This window comes from Dickeya poaceiphila (genome assembly GCF_007858975.2).
Lineage (GTDB): Bacteria > Pseudomonadota > Gammaproteobacteria > Enterobacterales > Enterobacteriaceae > Dickeya > Dickeya poaceiphila.
Window position 1 is genome coordinate 3,682,379 of record NZ_CP042220.2, and the last position, 20,892, is coordinate 3,703,270.

Here is a 20,892-nt window from a genome sequence, read left to right on the forward strand (position 1 = left end):
AACATCATGACATAAAAAAACCAGCCCGAAGGCTGGTTTCACGTTAACTCAACGCCAGATGTTATCAGGCATCGCTGAAACGGCGCGGTGCACGCTGACCATCGCGGTTACCACGACGCTCGCCACCTTCACGACGTTCGCCGCTGAACGGACGACCACGACCACTACCAGCACGATCGCCGAATCCACGGGCACCACGTTCGCCACGCTCACCGCCTTCACGACGCTCACGACGTTCATGCGGCTGGGCATCACCCATCAGTTGCATGTTCATCGGTTTGTTCAGAATACGCGTGCGGGTAAAGTGCGACAGCAACTCACCCGGCATACCTTTCGGCAGCTCGATGGTGGAGTGAGAGGCAAACAGTTTGATATTGCCGATGTAACGGCTGCTAATATCACCTTCGTTAGCAATCGCACCCACAATATGACGCACTTCTACGCCATCGTCACGACCCACTTCGATCCGATACAGATCCATTTCACCCACGTCACGACGCTCACGACGAGCCGGGCGATCATCACCACCGCGTGGGCCACGATCATTGCGGTCACCTCGACGTTCGAAACGGTCATCACGATCACGGAATTCACGACGCGGACGACGCTCAACCACCGGATCCGGCGGCAGAATCAGCGGACGCTCACCCTGTGCCATTTTCAACAGTGCAGCGGCCAGTGTTTCGATATCCAGCTCTTCCTGCGGCTGCAATTTGCCGAGCAGCGCACGGTACATGTCCAAATCACTGCTTTCCAGTTGCTGCTGTACTTTAGCGGCAAACTTCGCCAGGCGACGCTGGCCCAGCAGTTCGGCGTTCGGCAACTCCACTTCCGGAATAGTCAGCTTCATGGTGCGTTCGATATTACGCAGCAGACGGCGCTCGCGGTTTTCCACAAACAGCAATGCACGACCGGCGCGACCGGCACGACCAGTACGACCGATACGGTGAACGTAAGACTCGGAATCCATCGGAATGTCGTAGTTCACTACCAGACTGATGCGCTCAACATCCAGACCACGTGCAGCAACATCGGTCGCGATCAGAATATCCAGACGGCCATCTTTCAGGCGCTCCAGCGTTTGCTCACGCAACGCCTGATTCATGTCGCCGTTCAACGCAGCACTGTTATAACCGCTGCGCTCCAGCGCTTCGGCCACTTCCAGCGTAGCGTTTTTGGTACGCACGAAAATGATCGCGGCATCAAAGTCTTCCGCTTCCAGGAAACGGATCAGCGCTTCATTCTTACGCATACCGTATACCGTCCAGTAACTCTGGCTGATATCCGGACGGGTAGTCACGCTCGACTGAATGCGCACTTCCTGTGGATCGTTCATGAAGCGGCGAGTAATGCGACGAATCGCCTCCGGCATGGTGGCGGAGAACAGCGCCGTCTGGTGTTCAGCCGGGATCTGCGCCATGATGTTTTCCACATCTTCGATGAAGCCCATGCGCAGCATTTCGTCAGCTTCATCCAACACCAGACCGCTCAGGTTGGACAGGTCCAACGTGCCGCGTTTCAGGTGATCCAACAGGCGTCCTGGAGTACCGACCACAATTTGCGGTCCCTGACGCAGTGCACGCAGTTGCACGTCATAACGCTGGCCGCCATACAGCGCCACCACGTTAACGCCCTGCATATGCTTAGAGAATTCGTTACAGGCTTCCGCAACCTGCACCGCCAACTCACGAGTCGGTGCCAGCACCAGTAACTGCGGTGCCTTGAGTTCAGCCTTGATATTGTTCAGCAGCGGCAGGGAAAATGCCGCGGTCTTGCCGCTCCCAGTCTGCGCCATACCCAGTACGTCGCGCCCGTTGAGCAGATGAGGAATACACTCCGCCTGAATCGGAGACGGTTTTTCATACCCCATCTCAGACAGTGCATTCAGAATCGGGGCGGACAGCCCCAGACTAGCAAAAGAGATTTCAAACTCTGCCATGTAAACTTTGCCTCACTTCAAAATGGCGGCCAGTCTACATAACTTGTCGAGAAAATACTCAATCATTTTCATTGAAAAGTGTGAACCGGCTCAAATTGGATTAAAAAGCGAACAAAAAAGCCTCACCCGCTAAGGCGATGAAAAAATCGTCACGATCTCTGGCTTAAAGGTGTTCGTCAGCTATTGCTGGTCCGATCCTGATAGGTCGTCTTGCTCTTGGCCTAACTGCGCCAATTCCAACAATGCATAGCGGTGCTCAACAAAATTGTGAACATTGTTAGCAACCGTCAGCTTGAACAACGCCTCGGCGGTGTTCTTGTCCCCCAGACTTAGGTAGTGCTTACCTAAATAGAAGTCAGTTTCACTGAGATGCTCGGCGAGCGAAGTGTTATCCTTAGCTTCTTCCTGCACACGCTGCATCAACGTTTTTTCGTTGATATCGCCCAGGTAGAATTCGACAATCGTCCATCCCCACACACCTTTCTTTGCGCCCTCGTAGCGTTCTTTCAACGCCAGTTTGGCCTTCTCTGGATTGATTTCTCTCTCCACCAGGTAAAGCCACAGGGAACGGAAAGGATCATTAGGATCGTCGCGATAAAACGCCAGCAGATCATCCTGCGCCAACTGGTAGCGACCGCCATAGTACAAAGCGATGCCCCGATTCAAACGCGCATAATTGTAAGTTGGATCAAGCTCTAATACAGAATCAAACGCTTCATAGGCAGCATCAAAATTGCCTGCCTGCGTTAAGTAAATGCCGAGATAGTTAAACACTTCCGGCATATCGGGACGGATAGAAAGCGCTTGTGAAAAATCATTTCGCGCCAACGCCCGTAACCCAAGACTATCATACAGCACTCCGCGCTCATATAACAGCTGTGCCCGTTCATCGGGAGTAATTGCCCGGCTCGCCAGGATTTGCTCCATGCGTGCCAGAATGACTTCCTGCTGCAGCGTCGGCTGCAACGGTACCGCCAGCAATGCATCTTTGCGCCAATCCGTGTTGCTGCATCCTGCCAGCATAATTGCTGTCGCAACATAACACCAGCGCAAGAAAGGCTTCATTTCCCACTCCCGAAGACAAACATTTGATGAACATCCTGTCCCCGACTGCTCAGCATAAGGATATCCGTTCCTTATAATACACGCAGCTCCTTCACACTGTAAGGAGCTGCCAATTGATTATCTGCTATTATTCTTCCTCGGAAACCGGAGTAGTTTCCTGAGGTTGAGTCGTTGCTTCTTTTATGCTCAAACGGACACGACCCTGACGGTCCACTTCCAGTACCTTAACCGGTACTTCCTGGCCCATCTGCAGATAGTCAGTCACTTTCTCAACACGCTTGTCGGCGATCTGAGAAATATGAACCAGACCTTCTTTGCCGCCGCCGATGGCAACAAAAGCCCCAAAATCAACGATACGGGTCACTTTACCCTGATAAATGCGGCCCACTTCGATTTCAGCCGTGATCTCTTCAATACGACGAATCGCGTGTTTGGCTTTTTCGCCGTCGGTCGAGGCGATCTTCACCGTACCGTCGTCTTCGATCTCAATAGTCGTACCGGTTTCTTCGGTCAGTGCACGGATAACCGAGCCACCTTTACCGATCACATCTTTGATCTTGTCGGTACTGATCTTGATAGTGTGAATACGCGGTGCGAATTCGGAGATATCGCCACGCGGCGTGCTGATAGCCTGTTCCATCACACCCAGAATGTGCAAACGCGCACCCTTGGCCTGATTCAGCGCTACCTGCATGATTTCGCGGGTGATACCTTCGATTTTGATATCCATCTGCAACGCAGTCACGCCTTCACGGCTACCGGCTACTTTGAAGTCCATATCGCCCAGGTGGTCTTCGTCACCCAGGATGTCAGACAGAACAACGAAGTTGTCGCCTTCTTTTACCAGGCCCATCGCAATACCGGCAACGGCGGCTTTGATCGGCACGCCGGCATCCATCAACGCCAGAGAAGCACCACATACGGATGCCATGGAAGAAGAACCGTTGGATTCGGTAATTTCAGACACAACACGTACGGTGTACGGGAAGGCTTCCGGTTTCGGCATCACTGCCAGTACACCACGTTTAGCCAAACGACCGTGACCAATTTCGCGGCGTTTCGGCGAACCGACCATACCGGTTTCACCTACAGAGTACGGCGGGAAGTTGTAGTGCAGCAGGAAGCGATCGGTACGCTCGCCAGTCAGCTCATCGATGCTCTGTGCATCACGCTCAGTACCCAGCGTCGCGGTAACCAACGCCTGAGTTTCACCACGGGTGAACAGCGCGGAACCGTGAGTACGCGGCAGCACGCCAGTACGTACATCCAGACCCCGGATCATGTCTTTTTCACGACCATCGATACGCGGTTCGCCACGCAGCACGCGGCTACGTACCACGTTCTTCTCGATGCTGCCGAGGATGTCACGCAGTTCGTTTTCGTCCAGCGTTTCATCTTCTGCCAGCAGAGCCGCAACCACGTCAGCTTTGATGGTATCAACCTGCGCGTAGCGTTCCTGCTTTTCAGTGATGCGATAAGCGTCGCCCAGACGAGCTTCAGACAGCACCTGCACACGGTTGTGCAGTTCGACGTTCACTTCCGGCGCCTGCCAGTTCCACTTCGGTTTACCCGCTTCTGCCGTCAGTGCCTTGATGTTCTCGATAACAACCTGTTGCTGATCATGACCGAATACCACTGCACCCAGCATCTGATCTTCGCTCAGCAGGTCTGCTTCGGATTCCACCATCAGTACCGCGCCTTCGGTACCTGCAACGACCAAATCCAAACGGCTGGTTTTCAGCTCTTCAGTCGTCGGGTTCAGCACGTACTGATCGTTGATATAACCAACGCGAGCGGCACCAATCGGGCCATTGAATGGAATACCTGACAGACTCAGCGCCGCAGAAGCACCGATCATGGCAACGATATCCGGGTTAACCTGCGGATTAACGGAAACCACAGTGGCGATAACCTGGACTTCGTTAACGAAACCATCTGGGAACAGTGGGCGAATCGGACGGTCGATCAGACGGGAAATCAGCGTTTCGCCTTCGCTCGGACGGCCTTCACGGCGGAAGAAACCACCGGGAATACGACCAGCAGCGTAGGTACGCTCTTGATAGTTAACAGTCAGCGGGAAGAAATCCTGGCCCGGTTTAGCGTGTTTGGCACCCACAACGGTTACGAATACCGCAGTGTCATCCATGCTAACCATGACAGCGGCAGTGGCCTGGCGGGCCATCATACCGGTTTCCAGTGTCACGGTATGTTGACCGTACTGGAATTTACGAATGATCGGATTAAGCAAAATACAGTCCTTTACCAGAGGTGCACGCCATATATTTTGATATGGCGTACCAGTTAAATACCCGATCCGCCCATTACATCCTCGCGACTAATGACAGACGTTATTCTGACTAAGCAGTAACAAATAAAATCTCTCATTAGCCGCGCGAATCGCTGTAATTACGGATCATATTTACAACAGCAATACATTACTCTGTTTTACTAGCACTTCCTAGAAGAAAGGGGCCCAAAGAGGCCCCTTTCTCCTGAAACTCGTCGAATTAGCGACGCAGACCCAGACGTTCAATCAGGGTGGTGTAGCGTGCCAGATCTTTACGCTTCAGGTAGTCCAGCAGCTTACGACGCTGAGAAACCATACGCAGCAGACCGCGGCGGCTGTGGTGATCTTTCTTATGCTCGGCAAAGTGACCCTGCAGATGATTAATCTGCGCAGTCAGCAGGGCAACCTGAACTTCGGTAGAACCACTGTCATTTGTGCCACGACCAAATTCCGCAACAATTTTCGCTTTTGCTTCAACGCTTAGAGACATAATTTACTCCAAAGTAGTATAAAAACAGAACAGGCGCCGATCTCTAATTCAGCCGCCCAATATTTAAGCCGCGCCATTTTACTCTCAGCGCCATATAATCGCAAGGCGCTCAGGCATCTACCGGCACAGGGTATTCCACTACCAGACGCCGTGGTGCTACCCGCCCTTCATCATCAATTTCACCCATACCGATAAACCGGTGTTCGTCCCCCTCGGTGATACGCACCATGCCATCAGCTGGTGCCGCAGCAGCACGTACCGCCTGGCCCAACTTGAGGTAACCCGCCACGACCAGCGACAGATTCACTTCCGGAAACGCCTGCACAGCAGTATCCATCGGCAACAGCAGCACATCCAGCAATTCACCGATCGGCTGTTGCTGTGCTTGCACCTGCTCACTGAGCGTCTGCAACTGTTCCAGGGTGACCATACGCTCGGTAGGATACGTTGCAACCTGCAAACGGCGCAGATACATCACATGAGCGCCACACCCCAGTTTTTCACCCAGATCATCAATGATGGTGCGGATATAAGTTCCCTTGGAGCAATGGATTTCCAGTTCCAGCTCATCGGCTTCCCAGCGGATAAACTGCAGTTCATAAACAGTGATATCACGCGCTTCCCGCGGCACAACCAGCCCCTGACGGGCATATTCGTATAACGGGCGCCCCTGATATTTCAGTGCAGAGTACATCGACGGTACCTGCTGGGTATCGCCGCGGAAACTATCCAGCGCCTGCATTAACATGTCATGAGTAAAGGCAACTGGACGCTCCTGAATCACGTTGCCGTCAGCATCCGACGTATCGGTGCGCTGTCCCATACGTGCAATCACCCGGTAACGTTTATCAGCATCCAGCAAATACCGGGAAAACTTGGTCGCCTCACCCAGACATACCGGCAGCATCCCCGTCGCCAGCGGATCCAGCGCACCGGTATGCCCGGCTTTATTAGCATTGAAGAGGCGCTTTACCTTCTGCAGTACATCGTTAGATGATGCCCCTTGCGGTTTATCCAGCAGCAGAACGCCGTGGATATCCCGACCACGACGACGAGGACGCGACATTACCCCTCCTGCTCATCATCTGCGTCAGGTGCACGACGCTCAGCATCGCGTTTTACTATGCTGGTCACCAGATTGGACATCCTCATCCCTTCTACCAGGGAATTGTCATAGGAGAAGGTCAGTTCAGGCACCACACGCAGACGCATCGCCTTGCCCAACAACATACGGATAAAACCGGACGCATCCTGCAATGCCTTGATTCCCGTCTTAACCTGTTCCGGATCGTTGTCATTCAGAAAGGTCACAAATACTTTGGCATAAGCCAAATCACGCGACACGTCTACGCCAGAAACCGTCGCCATGCCTACACGCGGATCTTTCACTTCACGCTGAATGATAATGGCGATTTCTTTTTGCATTTCCTGAGCCACACGCTGCGTGCGGCTGAATTCTTTTGCCATGATGAATCCTCAAAGAAAAATTGGGGGGCACTCGGCCCCCCAGCATGAAAACATCAGGTACGTTGTTGCACGTATCACTCGATGGTGCGCTTGATCTCAATAGTTTCAAATACTTCGATCATGTCACCGGTGCGAACATCGTTGTAGTTTTTCACGCCGATACCACATTCCATACCATTACGGACTTCGTTAACGTCGTCCTTGAAGCGACGCAGGGATTCCAGCTCGCCTTCAAAGATAACTACGTTGTCACGCAGCACGCGAATCGGGTTGTGACGTTTCACCACCCCTTCTGTCACCATACAGCCGGCAATAGCGCCAAACTTCGGTGACTTGAACACATCGCGCACTTCCGCCAGACCAATAATTTCCTGCTTGTATTCCGGCGCCAACATACCGCTCATCGCCTGCTTCACTTCGTCGATCAGGTCATAGATAACGGAGTAGTAACGCAGATCCAGGCTTTCTGCTTCGACAATACGGCGTGCAGAGGCATCCGCACGAACGTTAAAGCCAAGAATGATAGCGTTGGATGCCGCAGCCAGCGTAGCATCAGTCTCGGTAATACCCCCCACGCCAGAACCCACGATCTTGACTTTGACTTCGTCGGTGGACAGCTTCAGCAACGAATCGGAAATCGCTTCCACAGAGCCTTGAACGTCGGCTTTCATGACGATGTTCAGTTCGGATACTTCGCCTTCGTTCATGTTGGCGAACATATTTTCCAGCTTGGATTTCTGCTGGCGCGCCAGTTTCACTTCGCGGAACTTACCCTGACGATAAAGCGCGACTTCACGAGCTTTCTTCTCGTCACGTACCACTGTCGCTTCGTCGCCCGCAGCCGGCACGCCGGACAGCCCCAGAATCTCTACCGGAATAGATGGACCCGCTTCAGTAATTTCACGACCCAGTTCATCACGCATAGCGCGAACTCGGCCATATTCGAAGCCACACAACACAATATCCCCCTTATTCAGGGTACCTTCACGTACCAGCACAGTAGCCACCGGACCACGGCCCTTGTCCAGGAAGGATTCGATCACCACACCGCTGGCCATACCGCTGCGAATAGCTTTCAGTTCCAGTACTTCAGCTTGCAGCAGGATGGCTTCCAGCAGTTCGTCAATGCCTGCACCGCTTTTGGCGGAAACATGCACAAACTGAGACTCACCACCCCACTCTTCCGGAATAACACCGTACTGGGACAGTTCGTTTTTAACGCGATCCGGATCAGCTTCCGGTTTATCGATTTTGTTTACGGCAACCACCACCGGTACTTTAGCAGCCTTGGCATGTTGAATAGCTTCGATGGTCTGAGGCATCACACCGTCATCAGCTGCAACAACCAGCACCACGATATCTGTCGCCTGCGCACCACGGGCACGCATGGCAGTAAACGCGGCGTGCCCCGGTGTATCCAGGAAGGTAATCATGCCGTTATCCGTTTCGACGTGGTAGGCACCGATATGCTGGGTAATACCACCAGCCTCGCCGGCAGCCACTTTGGTCGAGCGAATGTAATCCAGCAACGAGGTCTTACCATGGTCAACGTGACCCATGATGGTGACTACCGGCGCACGTGATTCAGATTCAGAAGACAACCCGGTATCACGATCACTCATCACCGCTTCTTCCAGCTCGTTTTCACGGCGCAGGATCACTTTATGACCCATTTCTTCTGCAACCAGTTGTGCGGTTTCCTGATCGATCACCTGGTTGATGGTAGCCATCGCGCCCAGCCTCATCATAGTCTTGATGACCTGAGAGCCTTTGACCGCCATTTTATTGGCCAGCTCAGCAACGGTAATGGTTTCGCCAATCACGACATCACGGTTGACCGCCTGCACCGGCTTATTGAAACCCTGTTGCAGCGTACTCGGCTTACGCTTGCCTTTGCCGCCGCGAGTTACCGCACGGGCTTCTTCACGATCAGCTTTCGATTCAGACAGGCGGTTGCCTTTTTTCTGTTTAGTCACTTTGCCACCGCGACCACGACCGCGACCACCTTCAACCTGACGATCATTCTCATCTTCAGCTTCACGTGCGTGATGAGAGGTGGTTACGTGGTAATCGGCGTCCTCGGTATCATCGCCTTCTTTTTCCCAGCGTCCGGCATTTTCTTCTGCCATCCGGCGAGCTTCTTCCGCAATACGGCGAGCTTCTTCCTCGACCTTACGACGAGCCGCTTCTTCCGCCTTACGCTTGAGTTCAGCCGCTTCCGCTTCACGACGCGCTTTCTCAGCCTGAGCTGGTTTAGTCATACTATCGTTTTGTTGATTGCTCACTTTCTCTTTTTCCGCTACGTCACGCTTAGCTTTTTCAGCGGCCTCACGTTTGGCTTGCTCTTCAGCAACTGCGCGCTTTGCCTTCTCTTCTTCCTCACGCCTGGCTTTGTCTTCAGCCTCACGTTTGGCTTGTTCCTCGGCGGCGCGCTGCGCCTGTTCTTCCGCTTCACGCCGTGCCTGCTCTTCCTCAACAGCAACCTGCTGCTCTTCATGAGGATCGCGTTTTACGTAGGTGCGCTTCTTGCGGACTTCAATCTGCACCGATTTACTCTTACCACCGGTGCTAGGAATATTTAATGTGCTACGCGTTTTACGTTGCAGTGTCAATTTCCCCGGCGCACTACCGCGTTCGCGGTTAAGGTGCGCCAGCAGTGTTTCTTTTTCGTTCTGAGTCACAGAGTCCGACGCAGACTTGGTAATTCCCGCATCAGCAAATTGCTGTATCAGGCGGTCAACCGGCGTCTGGATCTCTGCAGCCAGTGATTTCAGGGTTACATCTGTCATGCTGTTCCTTTCCTGCTACAGTTCGTTATTCGTTACTGTCACCAAACCAACAGATATTACGTGCAGCCATAATCAGCTCACCGGCTTGTGCTTCATCAAGCCCTTCAATATCTGCCAGGTCATCGACGCCCTGCTCAGCAAGATCTTCCAGCGTGCAAACACCACGGGCAGCTAGTTTAAACGCCAGTTCGCGGGACAGACCAGATAAATTGAGCAAATCTTCCGCTGGCTGGCCGTTGCCGCGGTTTTCTTCATTCGCCAGAGCCAGCGTAGTCAGCGCGGCTTTCGCACGCTCGCGCAGCGCTTCGATGGTTTCCTCATCCAAACCATCGATCTCCTGTAGCTCATTGATCGGTACGTAAGCCAATTCTTCTAACGAAGAAAAGCCTTCTTCAACCAGTGCAGTGGCAAACTCTTCGTCAATATCCAGATGCTTAGTGAAAATATCGATGGCAGCATGGGCCTCAGCCTGATGTTTGGCCTGCAAATCCTCAATAGTCATCACATTTAGCTCCCAACCACTCAGTTGGGAAGCCAGACGCACGTTCTGACCGTTGCGACCAATCGCCTGAGCCAGATTACCGGCTTCAACTGCGATATCCATCGTATGCTTGTCTTCATCGACCACAATGGACGCGACATCAGCCGGTGCCATGGCATTAATAACAAACTGTGCCGGATTATCATCCCACAGGACGATATCAATACGTTCGCCGCCTAATTCGCTGGATACAGCCTGAACTCGTGCACCACGCATTCCCACGCACGCGCCGACCGGGTCAATACGCTTATCGTTGGTTTTGACCGCAATTTTAGCGCGGGAACCGGGATCGCGGGCAGCCGCTTTGATCTCAATAACTTCTTCGCCAATTTCCGGCACTTCGATACGAAACAGTTCAACCAACATTTCAGGGCGGGAACGGCTCACAAACAGCTGCGCGCCGCGCGCTTCCGGACGAACTGCGTATAACACGCCACGAATACGGTCGCCAGGACGGAAGTTCTCACGCGGCAACATATCTTCGCGGCCAATCACCGCTTCGGCATTACTACCCAAATCCAGCGTGATGTTATCGCGGTTAACTTTTTTAACTACACCAGTGACAATCTCGCCTTCCTGCTCACGGAACTGATCAACCACCATAGCGCGCTCGGCTTCACGTACTTTCTGTACGATAACCTGCTTGGCAGTCTGCGTGGTGATGCGGTCGAAAGTCACGGACTCTATCTGATCTTCGATGTAGCCACCCAGTTCAATAGTCGGCTCTTCGAACTGCGCTGCTTCCAGTGTGATTTCACGCGTCGGCTGGGTAACTTCATTCACGACCAGCCAGCGACGGAAGGTATCAAAATCGCCGGTTTTGCGATCAATGCAAACCCGAACATCAATTTCTTGCTCGTATTTTTTCTTGGTCGCTGTCGCCAGTGCAGTTTCCAGCGCTTCAAAAATCTTTTCGCGCGGCACGGCTTTTTCATTGGAAACCGCTTCAACAACAGCCAGAATCTCTTTATTCATCCTAGTTGCCTCATCCAAACTTTAAAAGTGGGGTACCAGGTTCGCCTTCTGGATATTGCTCAGCGCGAACACTTCATCTTTGCCTTCCACTGTTACAGTGATCATCTCGCCGTCAACAGACTTGATAATACCTTGCCACTTGCGGCGATTCTGAACCGCCATACGCAACACCAGACTCACTTCTTCACCCACAAAATGCGCGTAATGGGCAGCAGTAAAAAGCGGCCGGTCCAGGCCCGGTGACGACACTTCCAGGTTATAGGCAACGGATATAGGATCCTCAACATCCAGTACCGCACTGACCTGGTGGCTAACATCAGCACAATCATCAACAGTGATACCATCTTCACTATCAATATAGATACGCAGTGTCGACTGGCGTCCCCGGATGAACTCAATGCCCACCAGCTCATAGCCAAGGGCTTCAACAGGTGCCGAAATCATCTCTGTTAACTTTTGTTCTAATGTGGACAAGCCCACCCCCAAGACATAAAAAAAGGGCTTAATAGCCCAGTAATTCTGCTGTCAGATAACAAAAAACCCCGATATATCGGGGCTTTATGCAACTGGACCCTATTTACCGCAAGCTACTGCGGCATAACTACCATCCAAGTATTCTTTCAAAATTAACCGTAAACAATTCGTTCGATGTAATACAGTTTATTTGAAAAAAAACTTTTCTGGGAAGTTAAATGGTTGCGGGGGCCGGATTTGAACCGACGACCTTCGGGTTATGAGCCCGACGAGCTACCAAGCTGCTCCACCCCGCGTCCGAAAACGTGGCAAATACTACGCTGACAACCGCAAAAATGCAAGTTATCTATAGGATTGGTACCGAGGACGGGACTTGAACCCGTAAGCCCAATCGGGCACTACCACCTCAAGGTAGCGTGTCTACCAATTCCACCACCTCGGCATCACAATTTGCTTTTTCATCATCAGCATTTTTGTTGCTGATGAAACGTCCGCGATTATTTAGGAATATCGCTTGACGGTGCAGCCGGTGCTTTAGGCTGTTCTGGTTTTTCAGACGCAGCTGGCTGACTCAGGTTATCCCATCCGCTGCTTTTCTGGCTATGATTGGAACTCATATTACCCAGAATCAGGCTGAGCACGAAAAACAGCGTGGCAAATAGCGCCGTCATTCGGGTCATGAAATTGCCAGATCCGCTTGAACCAAACAAAGTAGCGGAAGCACCTGCTCCGAACGACGCTCCCATATCTGCACCTTTACCTTGCTGCAGCATGACAAGACCAATGAGGCCAATCGCCACAATCAGGAAAATTACCAGAAGAGCTTCGTACATAGTTGTACCCGTTATTTATCTTCACCGCATGGCGAAGCATCACTAATTCTTGCGGTTTAACCGCGACTGCCCGCAATAAGATGTGCAACATCCCCTACAAAGCGGGTCTGAATACTAACTAAAGCCTCGGAGGTACGCAAGGGTAATTTGCCCACCGCTAACCGATTGAAGAAAAAATCAGCACCTCGACAACATAGACCGGAAACTACTGATTAGTTGGCTGATTACACCGTATTTCACGTTATTACTATGTCGGTGACAGGCCCGGCAGCCTGCCACCTTTCAACGAATTGGTATTGCAGCCTAACCCGCTGCTTTTACCGCATCTGCAATGTGGTTTGCCATCTGCGTTACCGAAGCTTCATCTTCCCCTTCAACCATTACCCGGATTAAAGGCTCAGTACCGGACTTACGCAGTAATACCCGGCCACGGCCAGCCAGTTGTACTTCTACGGTTTGAGTAGCCTGTTTCACCGCCTCACTTTCCAATGGGTCTCCCTCGCCAGAAAAGTGCACATTAACCAAGACTTGCGGGAATAATTTCATGCCACTGCAGAGATCATGAAGACTCATATGGTTGCGAACCATAGCAGTCAGCACCTGCAGGCCAGCAATAATGCCATCACCCGTAGTGGTTTTATCTAACAAAATAATGTGGCCTGAGTTTTCAGCCCCCAGACGCCAGCCTTTTGACTGCATCAGTTCCAGCACGTAGCGGTCCCCCACTTTGGCACGGGCAAACGGAACCCCTAACTGTTTTAACGCGACTTCCAGACCCATGTTGCTCATCAGCGTGCCAACCGCACCGCCACGAAGCTGCCCCTGACGCAGCGCTTCACGAGCAATGATATACAGGATCTGGTCGCCATCCACTCTATTGCCCTGGTGGTCAACCATAATCAGGCGATCACCATCACCATCAAACGCCAGGCCCACATCAGCCTTTTCAGACAATACACGTTCCTGAAGTTGGGTAACATCGGTAGCACCACACTGCTCATTGATGTTCATCCCATCCGGCTCACAACCTATAGCTATCACCTTGGCACCGAGTTCTCGCAATACGCTAGGGGCAATGTGATAGGTCGCGCCATTGGCACAATCCACTACGATTTTGAGACCATTAAGGCTCAGTTCACTGGGAAAAGTGCCTTTACAAAATTCAATATAACGTCCGGCAGCATCAACGATACGGCTTGCCCTACCTAACTCTGCCGATTCTACGCAGGTCAACGGTTTCTCCATTTCCGCTTCAATAGCTTCTTCTACTTCATCCGGCAGCTTGGTGCCATCAATCGAAAAGAATTTGATGCCATTATCGTAATAAGGGTTATGCGAAGCCGAAATGACTATCCCTGCTTCTGCACGGAAAGTTCGTGTCAGATACGCTACGGCAGGTGTGGGCATAGGACCGGTGAACGATGCTGATAACCCGGCTGCGGCTAAACCGGCTTCAAGCGCAGACTCCAGCATATAACCGGAAATACGGGTATCTTTACCGATAATGATTTTTCTGGAACCGTGGCGTGCCAGAACCTTGCCGGCAGCCCAGCCCAACTTCAGTACAAAATCAGGCGTAATCGGCAGATCTCCCACCTTGCCCCGAATACCGTCAGTGCCAAAATATTTACGGCTACTCATAGTTGTTGTTATTCCTTCGCTGATAGAGTTGCTTCGACTACACGTATTGCATCCACTGTCGCTTTCACATCATGGACACGGATAATATGAGCCCCTTTCATAGCGGCAATGACGGCACATGCCACACTGCCATGAACACGTTCAAGCGGCGGCACGCCCAGCAATTGTCCAATCATGGTTTTTCTGGACATACCAACCAATAGCGGTAAACCGAAGCGATGCAATGCTTCCAGCTGCGCCAGCAGTCGGTAATTGTGCTGCAGATTCTTGCCAAACCCGAACCCAGGATCCAGCAATAACTGATCGCGCGGCATACCCGCAGCAACACAACGAGTGATATGTTGCTCAAAAAAAGCCATTACCTCCGCGACTACATCGTCATAATACGGGGTATGTTGCATTGTTTTTGGCAGTCCCTGCATATGCATCAGGCAAACTGGCAGACCCGTTGCCGCTGCTGCCTCCAGAGCACCTGGTTCGCTAAGCGCCCGCACATCATTGATCAAATGCGCCCCAGCTTGCGCACTGGCGGTAATTACCTCCGGTTTGGACGTATCGACCGAAATCCAGGTTTCAAACCGCTGTGCTAAAGCTTCTACTACCGGCACGACGCGCTCCAACTCTTCTTCCGTGCTGACATCATCAGCGCCTGGGCGGGTGGATTCGCCCCCCACATCAATGAAAGTGGCACCTGCGGAGATAATCTGTTCGGCATGGATCAAAGCAGCATTCAACGTATTGTGTTTACCGCCGTCAGAAAAAGAGTCCGGAGTTACATTCAGGATCCCCATAACTTGAGGACAGGAGAGATCCAGCGTCAAGCCGCGTGCGTTCAATTTCATGTTTTGTGTCTCAGTGCTTTTAGTTGGTACGCCCTTCTGGAGTAAAAAACCCCGGCAAGCCGGGGTTTGAGGGAGTCGGCAGCCAAGGTAAGGGCTGTCACACCATAAACGATATACTTACTTGTCGTTCAAAGGCCCGGACATCGTATTGCCCGGTGTCGGCGTATGAGGTTCATCTCCTGTTGTTGTCGGCGCTTTAGGGGCACCGCCATTGTCAGACGAAGAAGAGTTATTGCCCGGCGTCGGATCTTCCCAGCCAGCAGGCGGACGAACATCCTTACGTGACATCAGATCATCGATTTGTGGCGCATCGATCGTTTCATACTTCATCAATGCGTCTTTCATCGAGTGCAGAATGTCCATATTCGACATCAGCAATTCACGGGCGCGCTGGTAATTACGCTCGATCAGTGCCTTCACTTCCTGATCGATGATGCGCGCCGTTTCATCCGACATATGCTTGGCTTTAGCCACAGAGCGGCCAAGGAATACTTCACCTTCCTCTTCCGCATACAGCAAAGGTCCGAGTTTTTCCGAGAACCCCCACTGAGTCACCATGTTACGCGCAATAGACGTCGCCACTTTGATGTCGTTAGACGCACCGGTAGAAACATGCTCCGGCCCGTAGATGATTTCTTCAGCCAGACGACCACCGTATAGCGTAGAAATCTGACTTTCCAATTTCTGACGGCTGGCGCTAATCGCATCGCCTTCAGGCAGGAAGAACGTTACACCCAACGCACGACCACGCGGGATGATAGTCACCTTATGCACGGGATCATGCTCAGGCACCAACCGACCGATAATAGCGTGACCCGCCTCGTGATAAGCAGTGGACTCTTTTTGTGCTTCGGTCATGACCATAGAGCGACGCTCTGCCCCCATCATGATTTTGTCCTTGGCTTTTTCGAACTCCACCATCGAAACCACACGGCGATTGCCACGAGCCGCAAACAACGCAGCCTCATTCACCAGATTGGCTAAATCAGCGCCGGAAAAGCCAGGCGTGCCACGTGCGATAACGGAAGCATCGATATCCGGCGACAGCGGCACACGGCGCATATGAACTTTCAAAATCTGCTCACGCCCACGCACATCCGGCAAACCAACCACTACCTGACGGTCAAAACGACCGGGACGCAGCAACGCCGGGTCCAGCACATCAGGACGGTTAGTCGCAGCGATGACGATGATGCCTTCGTTGCCTTCAAAACCATCCATCTCAACCAGCATTTGGTTCAGCGTCTGCTCACGTTCGTCATGACCACCGCCCAGGCCAGCGCCACGCTGACGGCCCACAGCATCAATCTCATCGATAAAGATGATACAAGGCGCGGCTTTTTTGGCCTGTTCGAACATGTCTCGTACACGAGAGGCACCGACACCCACAAACATTTCCACAAAATCGGAACCGGAAATGGTGAAAAACGGCACCTTGGCTTCACCGGCAATGGCTTTCGCCAACAACGTTTTACCAGTCCCCGGCGGACCAACCATCAGTACGCCTTTAGGAATTTTACCGCCCAGTTTCTGAAAGCGGCTCGGTTCTCGAAGGTATTCAACCAGTTCGGCAACTTCTTCTTTGGCTTCATCACAGCCCGCCACATCAGCGAACGTGGTTTTAATCTGGTCTTCAGTCAGCATCCGTGCCTTGCTTTTACCAAACGACATGGCACCTTTGCCCCCCCCCCCCTGCATCTGGCGCATAAAGAAAATCCAGACGCCAATCAGCAACAGCATTGGGAACCAGGAGATGAAGATCGAAGCCAGCAGGCTCGGCTCTTCCGGCGGTTCACCAACCACTTTTACATTTTTGGTCAGAAGGTTATCCAGCAGTTTAGGATCGTTGACAGGGATGTACGTGGTGTAGCGACTGCTGTCTTTTTTGACAACATTGATCTCGCGCCCATTAATACGTGTTTCACGAACCTGATCCTGATTCACTTCAGTTAAAAAGGTTGAATAATCCACCCTACGGCCATTCGACTCGCTGGGCCCAAAGCTCTGGAACACGGACATCAACACAACCGCGATGACCAACCAGAGAATCAGGTTTTTCGCCATGTCACTCAAGGGATTAACCTCATATTACAACTGTATTAAAAAATAGCGTCAGGTTACTACAGTTTACGGCCTGTCGCTACAATGTACACCTCACGAGATCGGGCTCGCGAGGCATCAGGCTTACGAATCTTTACCGTCGTAAACAGGGAACGAATCTCGCGTAGATACTCATCGAAGCCCACACCCTGAAATACTTTCACTACGAAACTGCCTCCCGGTGCTAATATATCCCGGCACATATCCAGCGCAAGCTCAACCAGATACATGGCTCGGGGAATATCCACCGCCGGAGTACCGCTCATGTTCGGGGCCATGTCGGACATCACCACCTGAACCTTATCGTCTCCAACCCGTTCCAGCAGGGTCTTGAGCACTAATTCATCACGAAAATCCCCTTGAAGGAAATCGACTCCAACAATAGGATCCATCGGTAAAAGATCGCACGCGATAATGCGCCCTTTTCCACCAATCTGGCTGACGACATACTGAGACCATCCACCTGGCGCCGCCCCCAGATCCACCACGGTCATACCGGGTTTAAACAGCTTGTCCGTCTGCTGTATCTCATCAAGTTTAAACCAAGCGCGTGAGCGAAGCCCTTTTTTCTGCGCCTGCTGTACGTATTTATCGCTAAAGTGTTCCTGCAGCCAGCGACTGGAACTTGCAGAACGCTTTTTGTTAGCCATCGATTTTCCAACTATGATTTTTTCTAACTAGTGTTAATTAAGATGCCAGCGGCGGAAAACGCGTCTCGACGACAGCCAATCAGTATAGCCGGATTGGTGATAATCATGAGATGGCGTTAGAATGTTCCGTTTTCAATCCTAACCTAAGCAAAAAAGACAATGAATCTGAGTAACAAACAAAAACAACACCTGAAAGGGCTGGCTCATCCGTTAAAACCCGTCGTCATGCTGGGCAACAACGGCCTTACTGAAGGTGTGCTGGCCGAAATCGAGCAAGCTCTGGAGCATCATGAACTGATCAAGGTGAAAATCGCCACTGAGGACAGAGAAACCAAAGGGCTGATTGTCGATGCCATTCTGCGCGAAACCGGTGCCAGCAATGTCCAGGTTATTGGCCACACCCTAGTGCTATATCGTGCGTCAAAAGAACGCAAGATTGTGTTGCCTCGATAACATTTTCGGTTCAGGTTACCTTGTTTAGCAGCAAGGTTCCATGACGTGCTGGTGAGAAAAAAGGCCGACATCGGCCTTTTTCCTTTCTTTACAATCTGAATGGCGTTTTACTTACTCGCCAATCAGAGGTATTCAACCTTCAGAATTTCGTACTCCACCACACCACCCGGTGTGCTGATCGCCACGACATCATCTTCTTCCTTGCCAATCAAACCACGAGCAATCGGTGAATTAACCGAAATGAGGTTTTGCTTGAAGTCTGCTTCATCGTCGCCCACGATGCGGTAAGTCTGTTCTTCTTCAGTATCCAAATTCATCACGGTCACCGTAGCACCAAAGATGACACGCCCATTGGCCGCCATTTTGGTGACGTCAATGACCTGAGCGTTAGATAGTTTGGCTTCAATTTCCTGAATCCGGCCTTCACAGAATCCCTGCTGCTCACGGGCGGCATGGTATTCCGCATTTTCCTTCAAATCGCCGTGTTCGCGTGCCTCGGCAATCGCTGCAATAATTTCAGGCCGACGCACCGACTTCAGGAAGTCCAGCTCTTCGCGTAACTTTTCAGCACCACGCAACGTCATCGGAAATTGTTTCATATCGTCACCACCTCTAAAAAAATCCGTACGGCTCACGTTACCGTCATCCTGACACGATAAAATCACCTGCGACGGAATGTTTCAATGCCAGTGCACCCTGACAATTTAAACAAAAACCGCCTTGCCCGGAACATGACTTCCAGGCCAAAGGCGTTTTTGCATTTTGATACGCATTTTACCCCAGAGTTCCGCGAGGGTCATCGTTTACTTTATCCCTTGATGCGCCGTAGTATGACCACCACGTTACCTTGTACTTAATTGAGATTATGCGTTTTTTATCGACTCTGCCCAGTTTTGCCTGCGCAATTGCACTACATGCCAACGCAGCCCCCATTGATGAGTACACCAAATATCTGCCTGATGGAGCCAATCTGGCGCTGGTAGTGCAAAAAATCGGCGCTACTGTCCCGACAGTCGATTATCACAGCCAGCAAATGGCGCTACCTGCAAGTACGCAAAAAGTTATTACTGCGCTGGCTGCCTTGTTACAGTTAGGGCCGAATTACCGTTTCATCACCACGATAGAAAGCAACGGTACAATCGCCGGCGGAGTACTACGCGGTAACCTGGCGGTACGTTTCAGCGGCGATCCCTCGCTGAAACGCCAACAACTTCGCAGCATGGTGCAGGAACTGAAAAAGCAAGGGATCCGAGAAATCAGCGGCGACGTTCTGATCGATACATCGGTGTTCTCCAGTCACGATAAAGCGCCCGGTTGGCCCTGGAACGATATGACCCAATGCTTCAGCGCACCACCGGCAGCGGCGATTGTCGACAAAAACTGCTTCTCCATTTCGCTCTATAGCGCCCCAAAAGTGGGAGACAACGCCTTCATTCGCGTGGCGTCCTATTATCCGGTACACATGTTCAGTGAGGTTCGTACCTTGCCCAAAGGTTCGCCGGACTCGCAGTATTGCGAGTTGGATGTCGTACCGGGCGAACTCAATCGCTTCACCGTCACCGGTTGTCTGACACAACGAGCTGAGCCGTTACCATTAGCATTCGCCATTCAGGATGGCGCAAGCTATGCCGGCGCGATTGTGAAAGACGAACTGCAACAGGCAGACATTCGCGTCGTCGGCAGCCTGCGGCGACAGACATTAGCGGGTAAAACCGGCACAGTATTGGCGCAAACCGAGTCGGAGCCACTGCATGACTTGCTGACCACCATGCTGAAAAAATCCGACAACATGATTGCCGATACCGTATTTCGCACGATTGGGCATGAACGCTTCAAGGTTCCCGGCACCTGGCGCGCCGGTGCAGACGCTGTGCGCCAAATCCTGCGCCAGAAAGCGGGAATTGACCTGGGTAATACCATCATCGTTGACGGCTCAGGACTATCCAGGCACAACCTGATCGCGCCTGCAACCATGATGCAGGTATTGCAATACATCGCTCAGCACGATAATGAATTGAATTATATCAAAATGCTGCCACTAGCCGGCTATGACGGGACATTACGCTATCGCGCGGGTCTGCATGAAGCGGGACTCGATGGCAAAGTCTCAGCCAAAACCGGCGCGCTGCAAGGGGTGTATAATCTGGCGGGATTTATCACCACCGCCAGCGGCCAACGCATGGCTTTCGTACAGTATCTTTCTGGTTATGCCGTACCGCCGGAAGATCAAAAAGAGCGCCGCATTCCGCTGGTCCGTTTCGAAAGCCGTGTTTACAAAGACATCTACCAAAACAATTAGTCGGCGATAAAAAAACCCCTTATCTGCTTTATGCAGATAAGGGAAAC

At 51.9% G+C, this 20,892-nt stretch carries 18 protein-coding genes and 2 tRNA genes; 2 read left to right on the forward strand and 18 right to left on the reverse strand.

What is annotated here, in order from left to right; genetic code table 11:
• Positions 1–64 precede the first annotated feature (64 nt).
• From Dpoa569_RS16530 to rlmE, 17 genes are all read right to left on the reverse strand, one after another.
• On the reverse strand, positions 65–1,939 hold the full coding sequence (locus Dpoa569_RS16530; RefSeq protein ID WP_146411566.1) for a DEAD/DEAH family ATP-dependent RNA helicase: 1,875 nt from the start codon (positions 1,937–1,939) through the stop codon (positions 65–67).
• A gap of 12 nt (positions 1,940–1,951) precedes the next feature.
• Positions 1,952–2,011 (reverse strand): protein YrbN, encoded by a 60-nt coding sequence (yrbN, locus tag Dpoa569_RS19835; RefSeq protein WP_107760761.1) that lies wholly within the window; start codon positions 2,009–2,011, stop codon positions 1,952–1,954.
• A gap of 108 nt (positions 2,012–2,119) precedes the next feature.
• Positions 2,120–3,004, reverse strand: coding sequence for a lipoprotein NlpI (gene nlpI, locus Dpoa569_RS16540; protein WP_042868517.1), 885 nt, complete (start codon positions 3,002–3,004; stop codon positions 2,120–2,122).
• Between the two features lie 127 nt (positions 3,005–3,131).
• The gene (gene pnp / locus Dpoa569_RS16545; protein ID WP_042868515.1) at positions 3,132–5,252 is read right to left on the reverse strand and encodes a polyribonucleotide nucleotidyltransferase; all 2,121 of its coding nucleotides are present in this window, start codon (positions 5,250–5,252) and stop codon (positions 3,132–3,134) included.
• A gap of 259 nt (positions 5,253–5,511) precedes the next feature.
• A complete protein-coding gene (rpsO, locus tag Dpoa569_RS16550; protein WP_012771120.1) occupies positions 5,512–5,781 on the reverse strand; it encodes a 30S ribosomal protein S15 in 270 nt (89 codons plus the stop codon).
• A 109-nt stretch (positions 5,782–5,890) separates the two neighbouring features.
• Positions 5,891–6,847, reverse strand: coding sequence for a tRNA pseudouridine(55) synthase TruB (gene truB, locus Dpoa569_RS16555; protein ID WP_042868513.1), 957 nt, complete (start codon positions 6,845–6,847; stop codon positions 5,891–5,893).
• Positions 6,847–7,248 (reverse strand): 30S ribosome-binding factor RbfA, encoded by a 402-nt coding sequence (rbfA, locus tag Dpoa569_RS16560; RefSeq protein ID WP_042868512.1) that lies wholly within the window; start codon positions 7,246–7,248, stop codon positions 6,847–6,849. Before rbfA ends, truB begins: the two co-directional genes overlap by 1 nt.
• A gap of 74 nt (positions 7,249–7,322) precedes the next feature.
• Entirely contained in the window at positions 7,323–10,037 is a 2,715-nt protein-coding gene (infB, locus tag Dpoa569_RS16565; RefSeq protein WP_146411569.1) for a translation initiation factor IF-2, read from the reverse strand.
• Between the two features lie 25 nt (positions 10,038–10,062).
• The gene (gene nusA, locus Dpoa569_RS16570) at positions 10,063–11,553 is read right to left on the reverse strand and encodes a transcription termination factor NusA (RefSeq protein ID WP_042868511.1); all 1,491 of its coding nucleotides are present in this window, start codon (positions 11,551–11,553) and stop codon (positions 10,063–10,065) included.
• A gap of 21 nt (positions 11,554–11,574) precedes the next feature.
• Positions 11,575–12,027 (reverse strand): ribosome maturation factor RimP, encoded by a 453-nt coding sequence (gene rimP, locus Dpoa569_RS16575; protein WP_042873761.1) that lies wholly within the window; start codon positions 12,025–12,027, stop codon positions 11,575–11,577.
• A 219-nt stretch (positions 12,028–12,246) separates the two neighbouring features.
• Positions 12,247–12,323: transfer RNA gene (locus tag Dpoa569_RS16580), tRNA-Met, on the reverse strand.
• Between the two features lie 59 nt (positions 12,324–12,382).
• Positions 12,383–12,469: transfer RNA gene (locus Dpoa569_RS16585), tRNA-Leu, on the reverse strand.
• Positions 12,470–12,524: 55 nt separating this feature from the next.
• The gene (gene secG, locus Dpoa569_RS16590; RefSeq protein WP_042868510.1) at positions 12,525–12,860 is read right to left on the reverse strand and encodes a preprotein translocase subunit SecG; all 336 of its coding nucleotides are present in this window, start codon (positions 12,858–12,860) and stop codon (positions 12,525–12,527) included.
• A gap of 303 nt (positions 12,861–13,163) precedes the next feature.
• Positions 13,164–14,501, reverse strand: a complete 1,338-nt coding sequence (glmM, locus tag Dpoa569_RS16595; RefSeq protein WP_146411572.1) for a phosphoglucosamine mutase — start codon at positions 14,499–14,501, stop codon at positions 13,164–13,166.
• Between the two features lie 8 nt (positions 14,502–14,509).
• Positions 14,510–15,343 carry a dihydropteroate synthase gene (gene folP, locus Dpoa569_RS16600; RefSeq protein ID WP_146411574.1) on the reverse strand — a complete coding sequence of 278 codons (834 nt, stop codon included), beginning with the start codon at positions 15,341–15,343 and terminating at the stop codon, positions 14,510–14,512.
• A gap of 117 nt (positions 15,344–15,460) precedes the next feature.
• Positions 15,461–17,416: an ATP-dependent zinc metalloprotease FtsH gene (ftsH, locus tag Dpoa569_RS16605; protein WP_146411577.1), complete on the reverse strand. Its 1,956-nt coding sequence runs from the start codon at positions 17,414–17,416 to the stop codon at positions 15,461–15,463.
• Positions 17,417–17,463: 47 nt separating this feature from the next.
• Complete coding sequence (rlmE, locus tag Dpoa569_RS16610; RefSeq protein WP_042868506.1) at positions 17,464–18,093, reverse strand: 23S rRNA (uridine(2552)-2'-O)-methyltransferase RlmE; 630 nt, start codon at positions 18,091–18,093, stop codon at positions 17,464–17,466.
• Between the two features lie 159 nt (positions 18,094–18,252).
• On the opposite strand from rlmE, the gene yhbY reads away from it, so the two are divergent.
• Entirely contained in the window at positions 18,253–18,546 is a 294-nt protein-coding gene (gene yhbY / locus Dpoa569_RS16615; RefSeq protein ID WP_012771131.1) for a ribosome assembly RNA-binding protein YhbY, read from the forward strand.
• A gap of 122 nt (positions 18,547–18,668) precedes the next feature.
• Here the strand turns inward: yhbY and greA are convergent, their stop codons facing one another.
• Positions 18,669–19,145, reverse strand: a complete 477-nt coding sequence (gene greA / locus Dpoa569_RS16620; RefSeq protein ID WP_042868502.1) for a transcription elongation factor GreA — start codon at positions 19,143–19,145, stop codon at positions 18,669–18,671.
• Between the two features lie 266 nt (positions 19,146–19,411).
• Here greA and dacB point away from each other — a divergent pair, with 266 nt between their 5' ends.
• Complete coding sequence (dacB, locus tag Dpoa569_RS16625; protein ID WP_042868500.1) at positions 19,412–20,845, forward strand: serine-type D-Ala-D-Ala carboxypeptidase; 1,434 nt, start codon at positions 19,412–19,414, stop codon at positions 20,843–20,845.
• Positions 20,846–20,892: the final 47 nt, after the last annotated feature.

Coding starts and splice junctions, on each gene's coding strand:
- dacB (WP_042868500.1), top strand. CDS start 19,412: ATGCGTTTTTTATCGACTCTGCCCAGTTTTGCCTGCGCAATTGCACTA.
- rpsO (WP_012771120.1), bottom strand. CDS start 5,781: ATGTCTCTAAGCGTTGAAGCAAAAGCGAAAATTGTTGCGGAATTTGGT.
- rlmE (WP_042868506.1), bottom strand. CDS start 18,093: ATGGCTAACAAAAAGCGTTCTGCAAGTTCCAGTCGCTGGCTGCAGGAA.
- rbfA (WP_042868512.1), bottom strand. CDS start 7,248: ATGGCAAAAGAATTCAGCCGCACGCAGCGTGTGGCTCAGGAAATGCAA.
- yhbY (WP_012771131.1), top strand. CDS start 18,253: ATGAATCTGAGTAACAAACAAAAACAACACCTGAAAGGGCTGGCTCAT.
- truB (WP_042868513.1), bottom strand. CDS start 6,847: ATGTCGCGTCCTCGTCGTCGTGGTCGGGATATCCACGGCGTTCTGCTG.
- nlpI (WP_042868517.1), bottom strand. CDS start 3,004: ATGAAGCCTTTCTTGCGCTGGTGTTATGTTGCGACAGCAATTATGCTG.
- greA (WP_042868502.1), bottom strand. CDS start 19,145: ATGAAACAATTTCCGATGACGTTGCGTGGTGCTGAAAAGTTACGCGAA.
- nusA (WP_042868511.1), bottom strand. CDS start 11,553: ATGAATAAAGAGATTCTGGCTGTTGTTGAAGCGGTTTCCAATGAAAAA.
- infB (WP_146411569.1), bottom strand. CDS start 10,037: ATGACAGATGTAACCCTGAAATCACTGGCTGCAGAGATCCAGACGCCG.
- folP (WP_146411574.1), bottom strand. CDS start 15,343: ATGAAATTGAACGCACGCGGCTTGACGCTGGATCTCTCCTGTCCTCAA.
- Dpoa569_RS16530 (WP_146411566.1), bottom strand. CDS start 1,939: ATGGCAGAGTTTGAAATCTCTTTTGCTAGTCTGGGGCTGTCCGCCCCG.
- secG (WP_042868510.1), bottom strand. CDS start 12,860: ATGTACGAAGCTCTTCTGGTAATTTTCCTGATTGTGGCGATTGGCCTC.
- glmM (WP_146411572.1), bottom strand. CDS start 14,501: ATGAGTAGCCGTAAATATTTTGGCACTGACGGTATTCGGGGCAAGGTG.